Here is a 22,452-nt window from a genome sequence, read left to right as displayed (position 1 = left end):
AAGAATATAGGTTTTTTTAGATTAATATTTTTATAAAAATAAAATTTATTCTACATTGAGAAAGTAAAAATAAGGAAAAAAACGATTGAATCCCATAAAATAACATGTGAATATTATAGATATATAAAATACATCGAAATTCTAGATCATTTTTATAAATCTAAATGTGCAACTAATGAGGAGGAATGATAGTGTTAATAATTTAGTTTGTTTCATTATTCAATCATTTACGTACATCTATGGGCTTTCATAACGCGCAATTATCTTTTACTGGTAAGAATTTTAATATCAAATTTCTAGGGAAGTGATAAGTAATGGTCACTGTATTAAATAATGAAATTAAAAAAACATTAGTTGAAAAAATTGTAAATAAAAGTGCGTGTATTGGGTATATTGGTCTAGGATATGTTGGACTACCATCGGCTCTTAAATGTTTAGAAGTAGGTTATGCGGTAAGAGGATTCGATAAAAACCTCACTAAAATAGAAAAATTAGAGTGTGGAACAAGTTATATCAGTGATATTCAGGATACTGAAATTCAAGACGCTTTACATACAAATAGATTTTTTATTAGTACAGAAATGAATTATATAAATGAATGTGATGTTGTTGTTATATGTGTTCCTACTCCTTTAGAAAAAGATAGTAAACAACCAGATTTAACATATATTCATTCAGCAGTTAATGAATTAGTCAAATACATTAGAAAGGGTACATTAATTATCCTAGAAAGTACTACTTATCCAGGTACAACAAGAGAAGAGATTTTATATAAATTAGAACATGAAACTAATTTTGAAATTGGTACAGATATTTTTGTAGCATACTCTCCAGAGAGGATTGACCCTGCGAATAAGTCATTTTCAATCCAAGATATTATTAAAATTGTAGGTGGAGTTACGCCTAATTGTACAGATTGTGCTGCAGCCTTTTATAGTAACCTAATTAAGGGGATTCATAAGGTTAGTAGTCCAGAAGTGGCAGAGACAGCGAAGTTATTAGAAAACACTTACCGTTTTATAAATATTGCTTTTATTAATGAAATGACACAAATATGTAATGAATTAAACATTAATATTTGGGAAGTAATTGATGCCTCTGGGACTAAGCCGTTTGGATTTCAAAAATTCTATCCAGGTCCTGGTGTAGGAGGACATTGTATTCCAATTGATCCTATATATTTTAAGTGGATTGCAAATAATAAAGATTTGGCAACAAGAATGATTGATGTAGCACAAGAGATTAACGAAAATATGCCAAATTATATTATTAAAAGGGCATTACAGTTACTACAAGATGAAGATGGAAAGAATGTTCTTATGATTGGCGTAGCATATAAAAAAAATGTTAACGATGCCAGAGAATCGTCAGCTTTGGATATTATGAATGGTTTAATGTTAGAAGGGTATAACGTCGATTATCATGATCCATTTATTGAGGAGCTAATTGTGGACAATCATAAAGTAAAAAAATCTATTAATTTAACTACGAATGCATTAAATAAATACCATTTAATTATTGTTCATACGGATCATGATTGCATTAATTTTAATTTACTCAATGGAGTAAATTGCTTAATTTTAGATACAAGAAACATATTAAAAGATCAGTCAATATATAAAAAAAATATTATATGTTTGTAGGTGATTATATGGTAGAATTTATTCCTTTTTATCGACCAGAAATAAATGATGAAGATGTTGAGGGAGTTATTCGTGCTCTTAAGTCTGGATGGCTTTCAAAGGGGCCAAAAGTGATAGAGTTTGAAGAGAGTTTAAAAGAATATCTAAATACTGGACATGTAGTAAGTTGCAATTCAGGGACTGCCGCATTGCATTTAGCATTATTGTCTTTGGGAATTGGAGTAGAAGATGAAGTAATAGTTCCAAGTTTTACTTTTTGTTCTAGTGTAAACGTTATTATGCATGTAGGTGCAAAACCAGTATTTGTAGACATAGATGAAGAGGATTTATGTCTTGATCTTCATGATGTTAAAAGAAAAATTACTAAAAAAACTAAAGCAATTATTGCTGTTCATTTTGCTGGATACCCAGCCAAATTACAAGAACTTCAAAAGCTATGTAAAGAACACGGGTTATTTTTGATAGAGGACGCGGCGCATGCATTAGGGACTAAATATGATAATACCTTGATTGGTACACATGGAGATATTATTTGTTTTAGTTTTTATGCTACCAAAAATATAACAACAGGTGAAGGTGGAGCGTTAGTTACTAAAAATGAGGAGATTGCTGAAAAAGCTAGATTATATGGCTGGCATGGTATCACCAAGAATGCATGGAATCGTTATGGCGAAAAAGGAAGTTGGCGTTATGATGTTCTATTACCTGGATTTAAGTATAACATGATGGATCTACAAGCTAGCTTAGGTATTAGTCAGTTAAAAAGAGCTGATGAAATGATTGAAAAACGAAAGAGAATAGCGGAAATATACCAGGAAGAATTAAAAGAAATCCAAGAGTATATAACATTACCTAACTATGTAAACAATCCAAGTATAAAACATGCATGGCATTTATTTGTTATAAAGATTAATCCTAATTCTCCTATCAGTAGAGATCAGATGATTCAAGAAATGAAAAAGAGAAATATTGGGCTGAGTGTTCACTTTATTCCCGTTCATATGCATCCATATTATCAAGAGAGATTTAATGTACATTTACCCAAAACAGAAGAAGTATTTGATCAAATTATTTCATTACCATTGTATAGTGCACTTACAGAAAATGAGGTTGAACATATCGTTACATCTTTAAAAAGTTTATACCAATTAAAGGTAGGGAGGTAAATATTTATGAAGATAGGAGTTATTGGTGGCGGTGGATTTATTGGTAAACATGTTACAAAGGAGTTAATAGCAAGAGGTTATGAAGTAATTATATTTGATAAATTTAAACCAAGTATTGATGTTCCTTTTGAAGAAATTGATATCTTAGATATTGCGACATTAAGAGAAAAGCTTATTAATGTGGATGGGGTCATACATTTAGCTGCATTAGTAGGTGTTGATAATTGCCGTTCAAATGAAGAAGATGTAGTAAGGGTGAATTTTGAAGGCACGAAAAATATTGTAGAAGTTTGTATAGAAAATGGAATAGATAAGTTATTATTTTCTTCTAGTTCCGAGGTGTATGGGGATGGTGTGAGTGTTCCGTTTAAAGAAAATGATGTCAAAATTCCCAAATCAGCTTATGGAAAAGCTAAATTAATGTCAGAAGATTTTTTGAAAGAATATGCTAATGATAGTTTTAAAGTCAGAGTGGTACGTTATTTTAATGTATACGGTTCACAACAAAATGATAACTTTGTGATTTCTAAGTTTTTAAAACAAACTCATAACGGCGAAAATATTACTATTTATGGGGACGGACAGCAAATTAGATGCTTTAGTTATATTAGCGATATTGTTAACGGAACTATATTAGCATTTGAATATGAAGGAGAGAATTTTGCTGATTTTAATATAGGAAATAACAAGCCTATATCTATGGAGGAATTAGCGGGAAAAATCAATGAGTTAATGGGAAACAAAAGTGAAATTGAATTTCTTAATTTAGGGGATGAGGGAGTAAGAGATTCTAATATTGAAATATTCAGAAGAATACCTTCAATAGAGAAGGCTCAATTATTATTAAACTATCAGCCGGTTATTTCATTAAATAGAGGATTAGAGAAAATAATAGAGGAGAAATATGGAAACACAGTATCTATATCCTAAAAATCCTAAAAAAATTAAGTATCCAATATATCCTTCTTTTTGGAGTGTATTTGATCATATATATTTTTTGAAAAGTATATATAGATCCAATCATTCTAATCTAAAAGAGAGTTTACAAACTCTCTACCCTAATTCCGAAATTATATTAACTAATAGTGGTTCGTCGGCATTAGTAGCAGGGTTAAAGTATCTAAACATAAAAAAAGAGGATGAAGTAATTTTATCAAATTTTAATTGTCCTAATGTAATAGAGGCTGTATTAACAGTAGGAGCAAAACCTGTATTAATTGATTTGACTACTGATTACTCACTTTCTCTTAATAAAATAAAAAAATATTCAAATGAAAATACAAGAGCAATTATTCTTACACATGTGTATGGATGTCATGAAGATTTAGAAGTTATTAATTGGGCCAGAGACAATGATATTTATATAATTGATGATGCAGCACAAGCAATGTTCTCTTATCAAAATGAAAAATCAATTGGTAGTTTAGGTGACATTGGAATTTTAAGTTTTGGGGGAACTAAACCCATCCCGAGTATAGGGGGAGGAGCGTTACTTCTTAATCGTACGGTAAATGACTTGTGTGACATGGATGAAGAAAAGAAGGCAGAAGTGTTTTTAGATTATAAAAACCACCTCAAAACGCAATTAGCTTTAAGAATCAAGAAGAATAGGCTACTGAGTTTATTTACTGATTATTGGGAAAAGTTAGGAATTCTTCCTTCCTATAATGATAGCAAATTGGATTCTTTGCCAGAGGAAACGGAAGTTATATATCCAAAAACAATGTCCACATTACGTTCATTGCTAATTGATAGACACTTAAAGAGAATGAAAAAGATTTTAGAAATTAATATATATAATGCTAGTTTGTGTTATACGATGCTGCAATCAATTGAAGAAAAGTACGGGGTAAAGATTATATTTTCAGCTCAGAATGTATATTTGAACTATTTCACTATTATTTTCAAAGAACCATCTGATAGATATGAATGTTCCGTATATTTGGCTGGAAAAGGAATACAAACTTGTTGGAATTATCTACCTCTAAGTGAAATCCCTATATTTTCCAAGTACGCCACTGAGTCAGAAAATATAGAATTTTTATGGTCAAGAGTATTATCAATACCTTTTAAATATCCGTTAAGGAAAAAAGACCTTAAGTATATATGTAGTCAAATTCTAATATATTTAGAGAAAAAGAAGTAAAAGGTGATTATATGGAAATCGAAATATGTACTGATGCCCAATATTGGGATGCTTGTATGGAAGAATATAATGGTTCTGTATTCCATTGTTATGAATGGGGAAAATTAATGGAATTATTACCTGGTGTTCAATTTTTTCCAGTATTAATTAAAACAAGGGATACAGTAGTTTTATCTCCTATATATGTACAGGATGGTAGGGTGCTGGGAAGTTTAATTGGTTATGGAGGCCCTGTAATCATTGGCCAAGATAAAATAGATTTTGCATTTTATGAATCGATAATAAATAGGAAGTTTGAAAATAAAATTCAAAAACTTTTATTACCTATAACAATAAATCCTTTTCAAAGTTATAGTGATGAAAAGTGGGAGTATAAAGAAACTTATATGTTAGATCTACCAAATAATTTTGAGGATTTATGGACATCGTGTTCAGGAAAAGCTAGGACAAGTGTTAGATATGCCCGTAAACAGAATGTTGAAATTCGGCCTATAGCCTTAGAAGAATTAGATGAATTTTACAATTTATATCAGGAACATAATAACAGTATAGGAGCGAGTTATTCATTTAGTAGAGAGTTTTTTTATTATTTATTTATTAATTTAAAAGAAAGGATCCTTTTCTTAGGAGCATTCTTAGAAGAAGAACTAATTAGTTCCAGTATATTTATAATGGATAAACAAGTTTTATATTACTGGATTAATATTAATAATATCAAAGGGAAAAATACACAATCTTCATACTTACTACTAAATGTTGCGTTTGAATTAGCAATTCATAATAAATTAAAGTATGCGGATTTAGGATATTCACATAATAAAGGGATTGCTAGACCAAAGATATACTGGGGAGCAGTTTTGAAAAAATGTTTTTGTTTAAAAGAGAGGATTTAAACTATGATTATTAGTGGCCACCAACCAAGTTATTTACCTTGGTATGGTTTTTTTGAAAAAATTCATAAATCGGATGTGTTTGTATTTCATGATATAGCACAATTTGAAAAGAAAGGTTTTTTAAATAGAAATCGTATTAAAACTTCCCAAGGAGTATCCTGGTTAACGGTTCCGATGCAAATGAAAAATTATAAAGAAATCCCATTGAATAAGTTAAAGATAGACAATACACAAGATTGGGAGCGAAAGCATTGGAAGACAATAAGAATTAATTACTCTAATGCGCCCTATTTCAATGTATACAAGGATTATCTAGAAAATTTTTATTCAGAAAAATGGGATAATCTCAATAGTATGAATATGAACTTTATTCATTTTATTATTCAAGAATTAAATATTGATACGGAATTATATTATGCATCAGAGCTAGAGGGGATTACAGGGAAAAAAAGTGATTTTGTATTAGAGCTTTGTCAAAAGTTTAATGCCAATACTTATTATTCTGGAAGTTTAGGTCAAGATTATTTAATAGAAAGTGATTTTGAGCATGAAAATATAGAAATCATATACCAAAGGATAAGAGAGTATTCTTACCCACAGTTATTTGGAGAGTTTATACCGCATTTATCTATGCTAGATGTTTTATTAAATTGTGGTCCAGAGGAAACAGAAAAATTAATTAAAGGAGTTTAAAATCATATGAATGTACTTGTATTTGCTGCGCACCCGGATGATGAAATTATTGGTGTTGGTGGAACAATAGCAAAACACGTGGAACAAGGTGATGATGTACATGTTGTAATCCTTGCAGAGGGGAAATCTTCGAGATCTAAAGAATACAGAGAACTAGATTTAGAGGTTAAGAGCCTGTCTTATAAAGAAACGGAGGGGGCATGTACTACACTTGGTGTAACAAGTTTTGCGAGGTTAGATTTTCCTGATAATCGTCTTGATACATTGCCATTACTAGATGTTGTAAAAGAAATTGAAGAGCACATTAATAAAATAAACCCTACGATTATTTATACTCAATACGGTGGAGATATAAATATCGATCATACTGTTGTTTATAGAGCAGTGATGACAGCTACACGACCTCTACCAAATAGTAATATTAAATGGGTGTTTGCATATGAAACCTTATCTTCTACTGAGTGGAATTATAATGAGAAAGATAAGTTTCTTCCCAATTATTTCGTAAATATTGAAGAACATTTGGAGACAAAATTAAATGCGATGAAACATTATGAATCGGAGTTAAGGGAATTTCCTCACCCACGTTCAATAGAAGCAATGAAGCACAATGCTTTTGTATGGGGAGCAAAGTCAGGATATAAAGCGGCTGAAGCATTTATGTTAGTAAGAGGAACATGGTAGGTGAAGAGAATATGTTAATACCGCAGGTACCATTCTTTGGATTAGATAGCAAACAAATTGATTTAAAATGGGTTGAACAAGGTTATGGATTAGAAGCAAATATTTTTGATGGAGAATCTTTACATGATAAGTCATATACAACAAAGTTTTCAGATGTACTTTCTTTTGTTCAAACACTTAATCCATCTTTATTAACCTTGCATTTTCCAACTGATAATGCAGACTATTTAAATAGTGAATTTATAAAAAAACAGTTATATGAGTTTATTAATCTTGCTATAAAATATAACGCAGCAGGTATAACAGTTCATGCTAATCAATTTATGAACATAGCAGAATTTCAAAAGTATAATCTTATTGATAATAGAAAAAGAATTATAGAGTTCTTTAAAATGATAGATGAGGAAATAAAAGGAACCAATATATGGATAGGTGTTGAAAACTTACCCATCATTGGAAACTTAGGTGATGACTTTGATCCTATATTTGTATACCCAGAAGATTTTAATGACTTGGTAAATTTAGATTTATCTAATGTTGGAATAACGTGGGATATATGCCATTGGTCTATCACTTATCTTACACGTCTAGGTATTTCTAAATTATTAAGACAAGAGGAAATTGAGTATAAAGACTTTCATAAGTATATAAATTTAATGGATCATATCAAACATTTACATTTTAGTTCTTTTAAACATTTGACGATTCCTTATAGTGAGGTACGCTGCTTTGAGGGAGAAAGTCCGACTAATGGTTCTATTAACGAAAATTTATTACATGAAACTTTATTAAAAGTAAATAATCAAGTTTCAAGTAGAAATATAGGAATTGTATTCGAAGTACAGGAGACTGATTACACAAATAGAGTGAAATCATGGGAGACTCTTAATTGGTTCCAAAAGAATATTACTGGCATACAAGCAAACTCGAATTTTTTAAAGATATAAAAAGAGTTACTGCTTTAATATCATAACAAGTAATTTGAGTTAGAGATGATTTTAATGAACCTTTTCTTCTAAATAAGTATGTTAGGAGGGAAGGTTTTACTATTAATGTTTCCTAATAAAAGGGAGGACAAATGAAAAAATTAACTATTACCCCAAAAAACATTGTAAGTTTTGGAATTCTATTTCTTTTCTTTTTTAGTAATCCATATGGAGAACCAGTAAAAGTAAATGCTATGGTTAATAATAATCTGTATTCTCCTGTGACAGAACAAGTTCGTGCTAATCGTGCCATTGAGCATATACGTTTTCTTTCTGAAAAAATTGGTCCACGGCCAAGTGGGACTATGCAAGAACATAGAGCAGCTAAATACATTGGAGATACATTGCAGAAATTAGGGTATGAGGTTGAATATCAAGCACTTCCTGTACCTGATCAATATATTGGAAGTATTTCTTTTAGTATGTATGGGGAAAAAGATTGGCAGGTTGGGGCAGCATCTAATGCATTTATATCTAAAAATCCGGTGGTTGGCTCGGTAGTTTTTATAGGAAAAGAGACCAATATTAATAGTTTATCTGAGTCAATCCATGGGAAAATAGTATTATTAGAACAAGCCGATACTATTGAAAAATATAATGAACAGGTTGAGCATGTAGCGATAAAGGGAGCAAAAGGTGTGTTGTTATATAGTACGATTGGGGATAGAGGGAACTATGGAGAAGCTTTTAATCCAATTTTAAAAAAGGAACAATCGATACCTGTATTTGGACTTGCCTATAATCAGGGGATTAGAATGAAAGAAAAGTTATTACATAATCAAAATGTAGTCAGTTTAAAGGCAAAGCAAGAAGTAAATTTGCGCTCATTAAATGTTATTGCGAAAAAAAAGCCTAAACATACGACAGGTGATGAGGAAGTAGCAATAATGAGTGCTCATTATGATAGTGTTATCGGGGCACCTGGAGCAAACGATAATGCTTCTGGAGTAGGGCTTTTATTAGAGTTGGCTTACAATTTTAAGGATATAGAGACTAATAAAGAAATTCAATTTATTGCTTTTGGAGCGGAAGAAAATGAATCTTTAGGAGCTTATCATTATGTTAATCAGTTATCTGCTAAAGACAAAACACGTATTCGAGGAGTGTTTAATGCAGATATGATTGCAACAAGTTATCATCAGGCTAAGGATTTATATGCAATGACGTTAGATGGCTCTCAAAATGAAGTAACAAATACTGCTGTAGCTACTAGTAAAGAATTGAGGAAATCGGTTGTGTTAACTGGAAAGTTTGATTCTAGTGATCATGTACCATTTAATCAAGCTGGAATTCCCTCTGCTTTATTTATATGGATGGATGTAGAGAGTTGGGATCCTCTTATTTATCATGTTGAAAGGGTTTTCCACACACCTCAAGATACCGTTTTAGAGAACATCTCGGCTCAACGTATGCAAGATGCACTGGAGATTATTGGTACGAGTTTATATTATTTTATCAAAAGATAAGTATTTTTATGAATTCGTAGCTTATTTTGCTAAATTTAGATTTTGGTAAAAGTGTTATAAAGCTCTTTACGTAATAAAAAATATACAGTGAGCATAGGTGAGGTATATATGAGAAGTACATGGAAAGAGTTCAAGGGGATGGACCTTAATGTATGGATTCGCTTTATTGGAGAAGCTTTAAATGGTATTGCAATGATGATGTTAATGCCATTTTTCGCATTATATTTAAAGGATAAAGTAGATTCTTTGCTTGAGGTAGGTGTGATCATAGCTTTATCTCCAATTGCAGCAAGTATAGGCTCGTTAATTGGAGGACATATAGCAGATACTTATGGCCGGAAACCAACTATGGTACTCTCTATGGCCAGTAATGGGTTATTAATGCTGTTTTTTTTGTTCATAGATGGTTTTATAGCATATGCAATCTTATCTATCGGTTTAGGGTTATGTAACTCTTTTTTTGAACCAGCCGCATCTGCAATGGTTACGGATGTAACAGAACCAGAAAAAAGAACTGAGGCATATGGATTACTTAGAATGGCTCATAATATAGGAGCAGCGATAGGTCCTATAATTGGCGCAGCAGTTGTAGTTGTATCAAAAGATGTCATCTTTTTGATTACTTCTGGAACCATGCTGTTTTATACAATATTAATGGTACTGTTTTTAAAGGAAACAAAACCTAAAAATGTCATGATACATGAAGAAACACCTGAAAATTCAATAAGATCCACATTAAGAGTTGTTATAAGGGATAGGATATTACTTTTCTATATAGTTACAGGAATCATTATATTTATGGGATTCTCGCAATCGGAAGGTATGTTACCGCTTCATTTTAGTAATGAGAAGACAATGATTTTTGGAAATAGTAATCCATTTCCATATTTAATGACGTTAAATGGCCTATTAGTTGTTTTTTTTCAATTTCCCATTTCAAAATGGTTAACTCACAAATCGATTGGGAAATCAATGCTATATGGCGCAATTCTTTTTGGTATTGGTCTTTTGGCAATAGGATGGTTACCAAAGTGGTTTCAAGTAATAAACACAAACGATTTAGTTATTTTAGTTTCATTATTAATAGCTTATACAGTTTATACTTTAGGAGAAATGATTATGTCACCTGTCCAAATGACTTTCGTTGCTAATTTAGCTCCAGAACATTTGAGGGGTACTTATATGGGAGCCGCTAATCTGCAGTGGATTACAGGTAATATATTAGGGCCTCTTTTAGGCGGTTTATTACTGGAGCATCTTCTAGGGCATATATTATTTACAATCTTAGGTGTGGGATGTGTTATGTCTGGATTTGTTTACTTATTATTAGATAAACTTGTTGAGAATAGAAGTAAACAGATACCTATAAAACAAACATCTTAATTTTAAAAGTGTTATCAAGTTGAAAAAAATTTCTATTTTATGAATTAAGTAAAGCGCACGTTTATTAACAATAAACGTGCGCTTTGCTTATTATCATTTATAATGTATTGAAGTTAATTCATACATAGTAATTTTGACAGGCTACGGTTTTAATATAATAAAAATTAATTTGATTCTTCTTAGTCGACTACAATCAGATTTCTTGTCTTATCAATATGATTAAGTAGCATATGATACTCTTCTTCATACATAGTTAAACGTTGTAGAAGGGTTTGATTCTCTGCTTCTAAATATTCAATTTGCTTTTGTAAATTTGTCAATTCATTCACTTCTTTATAATTTTGTAGAAAGATAATAATGTCATCTAATGTAATAGATAAAGAGCTTGTTTCTTTTGTCTGTTGGATGGGGGACTTGTTATTTCCAGTTTTTTGATTTTGTTTAGCCTGTTGTATTTCTTCTTCGTATTGTTTTCGTACGCATGAGTTCCAACGAAATCCGCAAGCAGCAGGTGTCCTAGCTAATTGCTTAGCTACCTCTTTAAATGCAGCTAATTGTGTTCCACCGTCACGAATATTTTGAAGTACTATTGTTGCGAGAAGTGAATCGTTATCGTTAGTCCAGGAATCTTGTCTTGAAATTACCATTTTTCAATCCCCCTTATATGCCTTTAATTACATATATGCAATTACTTAAAATGATAGAAGCCCAACTTCTCTTAAAATGTAAAGGTTTTATACTTAAATAAGAGATCGGTTTAATATGAGGAGAATAAGACTCATATTAAAATAATTAGGAGTAAGTTGATAGAAGTATACACTCTGTGAACTACCCGCCACTTAACGTCCTAACGGACTGTTTGAAGTGGGGGATTCTCGGTTAGTCGTTACTTTTGATAGCTAACGAATTCGTCCTAAGACAGCCGAGCTAACTCCCTTGTTCCAAAGGTTATTTTATTGCCATTTATGCTAACGCTAATAGGCGTATTGCTTCATTTTTGATATTGATAGCTGCGTTATAATCTCTATCGAGATTTACACCGCATATACAAGAATAGACTCGTTCAGACAATGTCATATTTTTTACATTCCCACAACTGCTACATGTTTTTGTGGAAGGAAACCATTTGTCTATTTTCACAAGTTGTTTTCCTTGTTCGTTTAGTTTATAAGCTAAGAAAGAAATGAATATACCCCACCCATTATCAGCGACACTTTTTCCAAAATGAAGTGCTTGCGACATTCCTTTCATGTTTAGGTCTTCAATAGCTACAACATCAAAATTAGCAGCTAAATTTTTAGACTTATGATGAAGGAAATCCTTACGTTGGTTAGCTACTTTCTCATGTAACTTAGCTACACGGATACGTTGTTTATTCCAACGCTCAGAACCTTTATTTCATCTTGCTAATACTCGTTGTGCCTTTGCTAATCGGTCTAACATTTTACGATAGAACTTAGGATAATTGGCTTTCTCACCCTCAGAACTAACATATAATCCATCCATCGCAAAGTCTAATCCAACAACTGTTTCTACTTCTTTTTGTACAATCTCTTTTTCGTATTCAGTCAAGATGGACACATAGTATTTACCAGTAGGTGTCATAGAAATCGTACATGACTTGATCATATAATCTTGTGGTATCTCTCTATGCTGTTTGATACGTACCATTTTCAGTTTTGGCAATTTGATATGACCATTAAGCAACATAATATTTCCGTTTACTACATTCGTTGTATAAGACTTTCTGTCTTTTTTACTTTTGAATGTTGGGAAGTCATTTTGACCACTAAAAAAATTCTTATAGGCAGTTTGCAAGTGTAGTTGAGCATTTGCCAGAGCTAATGAGTCAACTTCTTTTAACCACTCAAATTCTGCTTTATATTTCGCGGGAGTTGGAGGCTTTTGTTTCCTTAGTTGTTCCTTATCATCTTTGTATTTTTCGTACGCTTCTTTCCGTTCTGCTAACATTCTATTATACACGAAACGTACACAACCGAAGGTTTTACGCATAAGATATGCTTGTTCTTCTGTTGGATACAAACGGAATTTATATGCTTTGTCATATCATTTCACCTCACTTTTTATCTTGATTTTCAATATATTTCTTTACTACATCTATTGGCGAACCACCAGTAGTTAGTAAGCAAAAACTTCTTGACCAAAACATCTCTTTCCAAAGTTTCGTTTTCACTTGTGGAAAGTCTCTCTTGATTAGTCGAGAACTTGCACTTTTATAAGCATTAATGAATTTTGTCATTTCTGTATTCGGATGTGCCTTGAACAAGATATGTACATGGTCAACATCATAATGCCACTCTACCAGTGTTATGTTGTAATTCTCGGATAACCTGATAAACATGTCTTTTGCATAATCTGACATATCATCATCAAACACATTTCTTCTGTATTTTACGACCAACACCAGATGATAATACAATAAGAACACTGAATGATTATTACTATCTAATTTCATTGATATACCAGCCCTTATACTTTATAAGACTGATTATATCAGAGGCAAAATAAAAAGCAAAGCCTTTTGGCTACGCCAAACCGAAATTCATCACCCACCTACCGCTGGGCTACGCCCTTCACGCGCTTGAGGAAGGAGAATTCTTTCGAGGAATTCGTTAAAATGCGAAATTGCATAAAAAATAAGGTTGACTATTTATTAAGGTTGTAACTATACTGATTACAGCTATGCGACTAAAGTAATAGATTTGATGGCATGAACTAGTTGTATTAATGATATATAAGTGAATATAAAAAAATGAATGGAGTTGAAAATATAACCCTAAATATAAGACGCTTGTATAAAAAAGAAGTTAGGTAATCTATAGTTTTTTATAATTATATATAAATTAAAAGAGGTGCACGATTTGAAAATTTTTAAGGGAATTCTAGTTTCTTCAATTGCATTAACAGCATTTAATGGGGTGGGTGGACTACTCCCAAGTGAAAAATCAGAAGTTGCCTACGCAGCTAGTTACGATTATTCAAATAAGCAATTGAATTCTATTGTACATAAGCAAGTTACTAAACAATTAATTTTGAAATTTAAAAATGAAGCAAATTTGCCATATCAGGATGGGATAGAAAAATTCATTAAAGAAGAAAAACAAGACCCTGAATTAATTGGAATTTTAGCCGAATATCAAAATGTAACTATAAATCGACTTTTTAGTTCTTTAAATCCTAAAGAAATTAAAAATCTAGGTAAAGAAATAAAAGACTCTGATCATATTTCTTCTAATTTGCTAAACTATTATATTGTAGAAACCCAAGGTGATATTGATGTACAAGCATTGCTTGTACAATTTGAGAAATCATCTCTTGTTGAAACGGCATATTTACAGGAAGAAGAAGCTCCACCTGAAGAGCGTTTATCCAATTTATCAGTTAATCCATATGATGAACCTAGACTTACAAGGCAAGGTTACCTTGAACCAGCACCATTAGGAATCAATGCACCTTATGCCTGGAGTATAAAAGGTGGAGATGGAAAAGGAACAACTTTTGTAGATATGGAGTATGGCTGGTTATTTAGTCATGAAGATTTAGTGAATCAGAAGATCGAATTGATGTCCGGACAGAACAAGAGTGAACACCATGATCAGGGTACCTCAGTCTTAGGAATTGTTTCTGCAGAAGATAATAAAATAGGTGGAATTGGGATTGCACCAAAAGCTAAGGTAAAGGTTGTATCTCAGATTAGAGACAACGGTATGTATAATACAGCTGATGCTATATTAAGTGCGGTTAACAATATGCAAGCTGGAGATATTCTTTTATTAGAAGCTCAAGCAACTTATGAAGGATATGGAGATAAGAACTATCTTCCTGTAGAAGTAAAACCGGATATATTTGATGCAATTCGTCTGGGAACAAATAAGGGAATTATTATTATTGAAGCAGGTGCAAACGGCGGAAATGACTTGGATCAATTTAGAGACCGTAATGGTAAACAAGTTTTAAATCGTAATAGTCCTGATTTCAAAGATTCAGGGGCGATTATGGTTGGAGCAGCTTCTGCAAGGGTCCCTCATAAACGTTCATATTTCTCTAATTATGGTAGTAGGGTAGATGTATATGGATGGGGGAATGCAGTGGATACAACAGATGCTAAACCACGTGAATTTATGACAAATCTATATACTTCTAGCTTTAGTGGAACATCTAGTGCATCACCTATCATTGCTGGTGCTGCTGCATCAATTCAAGGAATTACAAAAACTAATCTGGGAAAAGTATATACACCAAGCCAGCTTAGAGATATTTTAAGTGATCCTAGTACAGGAACGAAATCCAATGATCCAGCCTCTGATAAAATTGGTGTTTTACCTGATTTAAAAGCCATTGTATCTAAACTTGGCTTTTCGCCAAACTTAAGCAATGATTCTTCCATTGTATTTCCAGAGGAACAAGAAATAAATAAAGGGAATGAAGGAACTAATATTACATTCCCGAAAGAGGATTCCGCTAATAGTGAAGGGAACTCTAACTTCATTTTCCCAGAATAATTGTAGAAATACTTTCTATTTAGTATAAAGGAATCTTATGTAACTAGTTGCTTATGATACTAGTGAGATAGGCTCTTATGTGTAATAGCATAAGAGCCTGTTTGTTGTAATTTTAACTAAAAGAGAAAAATGCTTTAATCAATTTTTTCAAAATGACTTCTATTTATTTTTATAAGAGTTCACATAATTGTTAGCTCCTATTTTAGCATATACGTTTAAGTTGTTATAAACCGTATCAGTGCTTAAGTGATACTTTCATCCCATGCCTAAAGGCGGACTAAAGTCCGATATGAGCTTCCCCACATCGCGAAATCTGTAAATGATATTTATGATCTTACAAAAAGCGTAATGTTAGTGTCACATAAATGAATTTTGTTTATGTGTAGTGTTGTTGTTTTCTTTACAGTATTATTAACAGGTTGTAACTTAAACCGTCTTGGTACAGATACATATTATGTGCAAATTACCAAGGATGGTGAACAATTAAAAGAGAAAAATGTAAATGGGGATACGACTTAACAATATACATTACCTGGATTTGATAAGGATGGCGAAAAGAAAGAAATGGAGTTTACAGCGTTAAAAAACCTTCGTAAAGAAGCATTTTTACTTATATATTACTCTGAGGAAAAAGGTGTGAAATCTTGGGAAGAGGTTAAAAAAGACGAGCTCCCTACAAAAGTAAAAGAAAAATTAAAGGTGAATTAACATATAAAAGACGCCATTGTTAGAGAAATATATCCCCTATTTCTTTAGAGTTTCAAAAGCGAAAGACTGACAGTTATTGTCGGTCTTTTGCTTTTACAGGAATAAGCACGTAATTTTGTGGTGCTTTAAGTACTAAGAAGGCTTAATTTTGTTTATGTATTTGTTGTAGCTTAATGGATTTCGTAATGGTTATGATATAATAAAATTCAAGTATAATAAGGGGGATTAATTAAATGATTTTTCAAAGCATGATTACAGCTATTATAGAAAAATTACAAGAGACGGTGAATCCCTATTGGATAATTGTGTTTGGATCAACGGCTGAGAACAGAGAACGGGAAGATAGTGATATTGATATAGCTTATTTAAGTGACACAACTTTAGGGAACTATGAACGTTTTTTATTAGCACAGGAGTTAGCAAACAGCGTTAATAGAGATGTTGATTTAGTTGATTTATCTGAAGCTTCTACAGTTTTTCAAGCTCAGATTATACATACAGGAAAGACAATATTTTGTTCGGATGAAGAACGTAAGGTTATTTTTGAAATGAAAACCTTAAAAATGTATTCAAAATTGAATGAGGAACGCCAGATAGTATTTGATGATATAAAGAAAAGAGGTTCTATATATGAAGAATGAGGTTATTTTGAATAAAATTTCTACAATAGAGCGTTGTTTAAAAAGAATTCAAGATGTATATGGAAATGATCCTGATAATTTAGAGGATTATACTAAGCAAGACTCTATAATATTGAACATACAAAGAGCTTGCGAAGCAAGTATTGATTTAGCAATGCATATTGTCGCAGGGAAAAAATTAGGATTACCTCAATCGAGTCGAGAGGCCTTTGATTTGCTGGTTACAGCAGGATTACTTAGCGCTGATCTAGCAAATAAGTTAAAGGCGATGGTTGGATTTCGTAATATTGCTGTTCATGATTATCAAAGTGTAAATTTAGATATTGTTCGTCAAATTATTGAAAAACATTTAACTGATTTTAAACTATTTACGAAAGAAGTAATGGGGATATTGGAATTTTAGGCGAAAGAACAAAATAATAGAGCTGAGAAAGAAAGTAATTTATACCAGCTATTGAAACAATTACTAAATTTCGTAAAAAGAAAAGCGGTCATAAGATGAATTTGTTCATGTTGAAGTGAATCTTTGCATGAAATGTATGTAGATAATAGTAGGAGCAATATCCATATACAATTTTATCAACAAATAAGTAAATATTTTTAAAACTAATTTTTATACATATAATGTATACCAAAAACAAAAAAAGTTTCCATAAGGAAACTTTTTTGTTTTTGGTAAATTTACAACAGTTAATTAATATACAGTTTTTGAGAAAAATGATGAATCATGTCAAATCATCTTCATTTACACAAACATAAACGTAGTATAAAAATGAAGCATATCCAAAATAATTAAAGGGGCTGAAAAATTGATTAAAAAACTTATTATTGGTTCTATTGCTTTAGGCGCAACAATAGGAGTGAGTATACCTACATTTGCTGCAACACTACATTCTTCATCACAGCTTAAAGAAACTCAAAATTCCCATGTACAATCTCTACATTCTCCATGGCAGTATTTAGGGCAAACTTCAAGGGAACTTCAAATTAAAAGTAACGATCCAAACGTACTAGCTTTTGAACTAGCAAAAGAAGCGCCATTTTACGAAGAAGAATTAGTAGACATATGTTCTGTAATTTTAGATGCAAATGTAGATGTTGTATATTGGACAAGTAAGGAATGGGTTAGATTTGAAGAAGGAAATTATGAGTTTAAACATGAAATTAAAATTTTTAGAGATAAAGAACGTCAGCAATTAATTACTGCACTAGAATCTTAGATCTTTTACAAAAAAGAAGCTATGCTATACTCCCCTTATACTAGATAGGATAAAGAAAACACATTAACCTGTTTACTATGGAGGGGATTTTTCTATGAGTAAAATTAGCACCACTGATGAAGTAGAATTTAAGAAAAAAGCAGTCGATTTATATTAAAAGAAGGAATGAGATATAAATAATTGGGTCTTTTTTTGTTTAACATGTGTACGTTTATTACTGATGAAAATCGTAATGTAATTAAATCCATGGCTTATATTTTAGGAGTATGTCCTTTAGTATTTATTAATACAAAAGTTTCGTAATAAGAATTTACTGATTGTGCTATTTCATATGACTTTAAGATAATTGAAGAAATATATTGGATTAGGGTAAAAGGGTTTAGGCTAACTTTGTACAAGTGGATATTAAAACACTATAGAAAAATAAGGAAAATAGTTATAAAATAGGAAATTGAACGGAACCGTTCGGTTTGTTTTTGTTGTGCAAGATAAAGATAACCAAAGATAAGGGCTTAGGAATTCTTGTCTTTGTTTAAAACAAACACTTAACAAAAATAATCTAGAAGGTATCAGTACAAATGGAAAAGGTGAAGTAGTAGAAGGTTAACGTCTTCCTACTAATAGATTTCCAAAATCAGCTGGATATATAAAAGATGAGATTGCAAATGGGAAAACTGATATTTGTACAATAGATAAGAATTGGCTTCAAAAAATAGAAATTAAACTTTAGCATTATTATTCAAAAGTGTCATAACTATTATTTCTTTAGTGCTGCTATATAAAAGAGTGCTGAAAATTAGCTGCATTTTAATGCTAATCACAATGGTATCATGCTTTTGTATTTGTATACACAAATGCTTAGATTCGTTAAATTATTGCTTTAATTATAGTGAAACTATCAGTATAAAAGGAAAGAAACTCTATCAAACAAAAAAATTGGAACGTTTGATTAAATGTCTAGTATGCTATTTTCATGTTCAAGTTAATAACATAAATAGAACCTATTAATATGTTACTACTTTGTTTTTGTATTGTTGAAAATAAGAAAGGTGAAATCAATGAAAAAATATTGGCATAAGCTATCGTTGCTTCAGAAAAATGTATTACTAACGGTAGTAGTAATTCTAACGCTTGTGGGAAGTATGGGGTTGTTAAGCTTTAACATGTTTCAAAATAGTATGATGTCTATATTTGAAAGGCAGTCTTTTGAAACAGGAGATACAATAATAAATCAATTAGATCTAGAAATAGTAAGAGATGTAGCAAAAGACCCTACAGCACAAAGAGTGAAGAAAGAAAAATTGACAGAGCAATTAGATAAAGCTATAAAAAATATGAAAAGTGCCGGACAAACATATGTTACAGGGACTAAGCTAAATGATAAAGCTGAATTACAATTAGTTGCTTTGGATACAGAATTAGCAGATACGGTTTCTGTAAAACTAGGTTCTGTAAAAACAGGTGACTATTATGAGCATCCTACTCATTGGAAGAAGACATACGACCAAGTAATGAAAACGAAACAGGCACAAATGACAGAAGTGTATGAAGATGTACTAGGTACATGGGTAACAATTTTAGAGCCAATTACTGATGAAAATAATAATATAATTGCAATTGTTGCAGCGGATTTAGACGCTTCTATTATTCCTCTTACAAAGAAAGAATTTATAGTGCACGGTTTACTATTTATAATCATTTCATTAACAATCGCAATTACAATTCAAATATTCATCTCACGAAAATCTCTATCGCCTTTAAAGGATTTACAAGAAGGGTTACGTAAAGTTGGTGAAGGGGATTTAAGTATTAAGTTGAATGAAAGGTCTGATGATATAGGGATAACTAATATCTATTTTAATAACACTATTAAAAAGTTTAATAGGATTATAGATAAAGTAAGGCAGACTGCTGAACAAGTTTCAACATCCTCACAGGAATTGTCGGTAAGTACCAAAGAGAATAGCATAGCCTTTAAAGGAATTGCAAGTGCTATTACAGGATTAAATTTAGGAGCACATTCTCATGAATATGTAGTGCAAAAATGTTTAGGAATTGTTCAAGAAATGGAAAGTAAGATGGAAGAAATTAAAAGAGCTGCAAAACAAGTTGCGACTGCTTCGGAAGACATGGAACAGCATTCTGTAGAAGGAAAAGATTTGATTAAGCAAATTGTGAATCAAATGAAAAGAAGCCGAGATTCAATTCAAAATGTATCTTCTAGTATTTATGCATTAGAAGCACGATTTAAGGAAATTAGTGAAATCATTACTGTAATTACAAATATTTCAAATCAAACAAATTTATTAGCTTTAAATGCTTCTACTGAATCCTCATATGCTGGAGAGATGGGGAAAGGATTTTCAGTTGTTGTGGATGAGGTACGTATATTAGCGGAAAGAACCGAGGCATCTGCAAGGGATATAGCTAAATTAATTGGTGAAACCCAAGCTGAAACAGAGGAGGCTGTAAGATCCATACAGAATGGTTCAAAGGAAATAGAATCAGGAATAACACTTGTTCAAAGTAGTGATGCTTTCTTTGAAAAGATTTTAGAATCTGCACAATCTGTTACAAATCAAATTAAAGAGACTTCGAATAATTCAAGTGACATTTTAAAAGATAATCAAACTATTGTTCAGATTGTAAATGAATTATCATACATTGCAAATACATATGTGAATAGCAGTAGTAATGTAGAGATAAGTATGAAAGAGCAAGAACTGTATGTACAAGATATTGCAGAGTTGGTAAATTCTTTAAATTGGCTCTCCCAAGAGTTACAGGAGTTAATAGGGGAATTCAAAAATAAGTAGGATAGGAGACGGTATGGGTATGACCTATACCTTTATTTATTCCCACATAAGGGATGAAAGCTTAGGTATATATGTAAAATAGCTAAACGAATAATTTTTTTGCATATTTTGTTGGAAATAGAGCATGATATTACCAAATTCAACGGAGGTGTTTAAAAAATGCAAATTCGCGAAAATAATAATTCAAACGAAATCTTAATAGCAGCTGCAGCAAGTGCAATTGAACAAATGAAATATGAAATTGCACAGGAGTTTGGTGTTACTCTTGGGCCGGATTCAACAGCAAGAGCAAATGGTTCAGTAGGTGGAGAAATTACAAAACGTTTAGTTCGTATGGCGCAAGAGCAGTTATCTGGTCAATATAAAATTCACTAAAGTTAAAGGTATATCCCATGGAAGGGATATACCTTTTTAATTTGCCTTTAAAGAGGATAGTGAAAATTTTTACTGCTAGTTAAATTTAGAGACTGCAAATTTGGCTGTGAAATTCATCTTCTTCATGTAAGAAGAATTTACTCCTGCTTGAAATTGAACCGAAATATTACCGTCTTTTTGTGCTTTGAATACGCGACCGTATGGTGAATTCGCATTGTATGAGCCAATTACTTGATCATCTGCATCAAAGACTGTATAAGAAATTGGGAACCCGGAATTTTGTACAAAGACCGTAAGTTCTTCCCCTTTATTAAGATTAAATGATTCTTTTTGAGAAACCTCATAGGAACTCATAGAGTAATATTTTGTAACTTCTTGAATTTCTAAATTTGTAGTTGCTGCACTCGCCTTAGGTGCCTCTGCTCCTGGTAAGTTCATACCTGATAGTACTGCAATTCCTAATGCCCCTGCTAAAATAACTTTTTTCATAATGCTAGTTCCTCCTTTAATATATTGTGAGATTTGAAAACGAAGTGAAAATACCACCTCTTGAAACCATTATAGTTACAACAAGAATGATTTTCAATGAGATTTAATATGTAATTCTGCATACATAAGATGTCGATATAAGGTAATCTATCCGAAGTTTAAAGTGTTCTTAAAGAAGGAGAGGACAAATCTTCAAAACTATGAATGGGACGGTAACTGCTTTTTGCATGCGTTGGTACTATAAGTAAACATTTAGTTGGCTTTCTTTTTGTGCATTGTATATAAATAAACATTTAAATGTTGTACGGGGTTCTTTTTGGTCTATATAAGTTTAGTTATTTAAAAATTTTAAGCACTTTGTGATTCATGTAATGCCTTAATGCTATTAAATATTTCAAGATGTTGATAGTAAATTCTGTTTTATTTACTATCAACAAATCTTTTACATACATACTCAACGGAATCTATTTTTAGAGGTATTCCGAAAATAGAACAGATGTTATTAATATATGATCGAAATGGTTTAATTATATATCAATATATAATAATTATTATATTTTATGTTAATATTAATATGCTAGGAAAGGAATTATATAAGGCAAATGAAATTATTTGTAATA

Annotated in this window: 19 protein-coding genes and 2 pseudogenes; 17 read left to right on the top strand and 4 right to left on the bottom strand. The window is 31.5% G+C overall.

Annotated features, from left to right (window positions below; genetic code table 11):
- Nucleotides 1-314 precede the first annotated feature (314 nt).
- The 10 genes from NSS74_RS26080 to NSS74_RS26035 all read left to right on the top strand — a co-directional run bounded on the left by NSS74_RS26080 (nucleotide 315) and on the right by NSS74_RS26035 (nucleotide 11,060).
- Nucleotides 315-1,643, top strand: a complete 1,329-nt coding sequence (locus tag NSS74_RS26080; protein ID WP_219375664.1) for a nucleotide sugar dehydrogenase — start codon at nucleotides 315-317, stop codon at nucleotides 1,641-1,643.
- A gap of 8 nt (nucleotides 1,644-1,651) precedes the next feature.
- Nucleotides 1,652-2,809 carry a DegT/DnrJ/EryC1/StrS family aminotransferase gene (locus NSS74_RS26075; RefSeq protein ID WP_340814589.1) on the top strand — a complete coding sequence of 386 codons (1,158 nt, stop codon included), beginning with the start codon at nucleotides 1,652-1,654 and terminating at the stop codon, nucleotides 2,807-2,809.
- A gap of 6 nt (nucleotides 2,810-2,815) precedes the next feature.
- A complete protein-coding gene (locus tag NSS74_RS26070; protein WP_340814588.1) occupies nucleotides 2,816-3,739 on the top strand; it encodes an NAD-dependent epimerase/dehydratase family protein in 924 nt (307 codons plus the stop codon).
- On the top strand, nucleotides 3,714-4,955 hold the full coding sequence (locus NSS74_RS26065) for an aminotransferase class V-fold PLP-dependent enzyme (protein WP_012259909.1): 1,242 nt from the start codon (nucleotides 3,714-3,716) through the stop codon (nucleotides 4,953-4,955). The genes NSS74_RS26070 and NSS74_RS26065 overlap by 26 nt, the downstream gene beginning before the upstream one ends.
- 11 nt (nucleotides 4,956-4,966) lie before the next feature.
- Nucleotides 4,967-5,848, top strand: coding sequence for a peptidoglycan bridge formation glycyltransferase FemA/FemB family protein (locus NSS74_RS26060; RefSeq protein ID WP_012259910.1), 882 nt, complete (start codon nucleotides 4,967-4,969; stop codon nucleotides 5,846-5,848).
- A 3-nt stretch (nucleotides 5,849-5,851) separates the two neighbouring features.
- A complete protein-coding gene (locus tag NSS74_RS26055; RefSeq protein WP_012259911.1) occupies nucleotides 5,852-6,541 on the top strand; it encodes a WbqC family protein in 690 nt (229 codons plus the stop codon).
- Nucleotides 6,542-6,547: 6 nt separating this feature from the next.
- A complete protein-coding gene (locus NSS74_RS26050; protein ID WP_012259912.1) occupies nucleotides 6,548-7,225 on the top strand; it encodes a PIG-L deacetylase family protein in 678 nt (225 codons plus the stop codon).
- 11 nt (nucleotides 7,226-7,236) lie between these two features.
- Nucleotides 7,237-8,172: an endonuclease gene (locus tag NSS74_RS26045; RefSeq protein ID WP_201055276.1), complete on the top strand. Its 936-nt coding sequence runs from the start codon at nucleotides 7,237-7,239 to the stop codon at nucleotides 8,170-8,172.
- A gap of 131 nt (nucleotides 8,173-8,303) precedes the next feature.
- Entirely contained in the window at nucleotides 8,304-9,677 is a 1,374-nt protein-coding gene (locus NSS74_RS26040; protein ID WP_340814587.1) for a M28 family metallopeptidase, read from the top strand.
- A gap of 108 nt (nucleotides 9,678-9,785) precedes the next feature.
- The gene (locus NSS74_RS26035) at nucleotides 9,786-11,060 is read left to right on the top strand and encodes an MDR family MFS transporter (protein WP_002068800.1); all 1,275 of its coding nucleotides are present in this window, start codon (nucleotides 9,786-9,788) and stop codon (nucleotides 11,058-11,060) included.
- A 179-nt stretch (nucleotides 11,061-11,239) separates the two neighbouring features.
- Here NSS74_RS26035 and NSS74_RS26030 read toward each other — a convergent pair whose 3' ends face one another.
- The 3 genes and pseudogenes from NSS74_RS26030 to tnpA form a co-directional block, all read right to left on the bottom strand.
- Nucleotides 11,240-11,707 carry an RsfA family transcriptional regulator gene (locus NSS74_RS26030; RefSeq protein ID WP_002144287.1) on the bottom strand — a complete coding sequence of 156 codons (468 nt, stop codon included), beginning with the start codon at nucleotides 11,705-11,707 and terminating at the stop codon, nucleotides 11,240-11,242.
- Nucleotides 11,708-12,023: 316 nt separating this feature from the next.
- Nucleotides 12,024-13,103: pseudogene (locus tag NSS74_RS26025) on the bottom strand (RNA-guided endonuclease TnpB family protein).
- Nucleotides 13,104-13,137: 34 nt separating this feature from the next.
- Entirely contained in the window at nucleotides 13,138-13,536 is a 399-nt protein-coding gene (gene tnpA, locus NSS74_RS26020) for an IS200/IS605 family transposase (protein WP_340814586.1), read from the bottom strand.
- A 406-nt stretch (nucleotides 13,537-13,942) separates the two neighbouring features.
- Between tnpA and NSS74_RS26015 the strand changes: the two genes are divergently transcribed.
- The 7 genes and pseudogenes from NSS74_RS26015 to NSS74_RS25985 all read left to right on the top strand — a co-directional run bounded on the left by NSS74_RS26015 (nucleotide 13,943) and on the right by NSS74_RS25985 (nucleotide 21,343).
- Complete coding sequence (locus NSS74_RS26015; RefSeq protein WP_340814585.1) at nucleotides 13,943-15,583, top strand: S8 family peptidase; 1,641 nt, start codon at nucleotides 13,943-13,945, stop codon at nucleotides 15,581-15,583.
- Nucleotides 15,584-15,961: 378 nt separating this feature from the next.
- Nucleotides 15,962-16,291, top strand: a pseudogene (locus NSS74_RS26010) (YxeA family protein).
- 233 nt (nucleotides 16,292-16,524) lie between these two features.
- The gene (gene mntA, locus NSS74_RS26005) at nucleotides 16,525-16,932 is read left to right on the top strand and encodes a type VII toxin-antitoxin system MntA family adenylyltransferase antitoxin (protein ID WP_219375671.1); all 408 of its coding nucleotides are present in this window, start codon (nucleotides 16,525-16,527) and stop codon (nucleotides 16,930-16,932) included.
- Nucleotides 16,922-17,335: a type VII toxin-antitoxin system HepT family RNase toxin gene (hepT, locus tag NSS74_RS26000; protein WP_326996835.1), complete on the top strand. Its 414-nt coding sequence runs from the start codon at nucleotides 16,922-16,924 to the stop codon at nucleotides 17,333-17,335. Before mntA ends, hepT begins: the two co-directional genes overlap by 11 nt.
- Before the next feature lie 406 nt (nucleotides 17,336-17,741).
- Nucleotides 17,742-18,152 carry a hypothetical protein gene (locus NSS74_RS25995; RefSeq protein WP_340814584.1) on the top strand — a complete coding sequence of 137 codons (411 nt, stop codon included), beginning with the start codon at nucleotides 17,742-17,744 and terminating at the stop codon, nucleotides 18,150-18,152.
- Between the two features lie 1,058 nt (nucleotides 18,153-19,210).
- A complete protein-coding gene (locus NSS74_RS25990; protein ID WP_340814583.1) occupies nucleotides 19,211-20,968 on the top strand; it encodes a methyl-accepting chemotaxis protein in 1,758 nt (585 codons plus the stop codon).
- A gap of 159 nt (nucleotides 20,969-21,127) precedes the next feature.
- Nucleotides 21,128-21,343, top strand: a complete 216-nt coding sequence (locus NSS74_RS25985) for an alpha/beta-type small acid-soluble spore protein (protein ID WP_001167047.1) — start codon at nucleotides 21,128-21,130, stop codon at nucleotides 21,341-21,343.
- Nucleotides 21,344-21,418: 75 nt separating this feature from the next.
- Here NSS74_RS25985 and NSS74_RS25980 read toward each other — a convergent pair whose 3' ends face one another.
- Complete coding sequence (locus NSS74_RS25980; RefSeq protein WP_016096884.1) at nucleotides 21,419-21,832, bottom strand: hypothetical protein; 414 nt, start codon at nucleotides 21,830-21,832, stop codon at nucleotides 21,419-21,421.
- Nucleotides 21,833-22,452: the final 620 nt, after the last annotated feature.

This window comes from Bacillus sp. FSL E2-8868 (assembly GCF_038005505.1).
Classification (GTDB): Bacteria; Bacillota; Bacilli; order Bacillales; family Bacillaceae_G; genus Bacillus_A; species Bacillus_A mycoides.
This window is presented reverse-complemented; position numbering and strand designations above follow the sequence as displayed.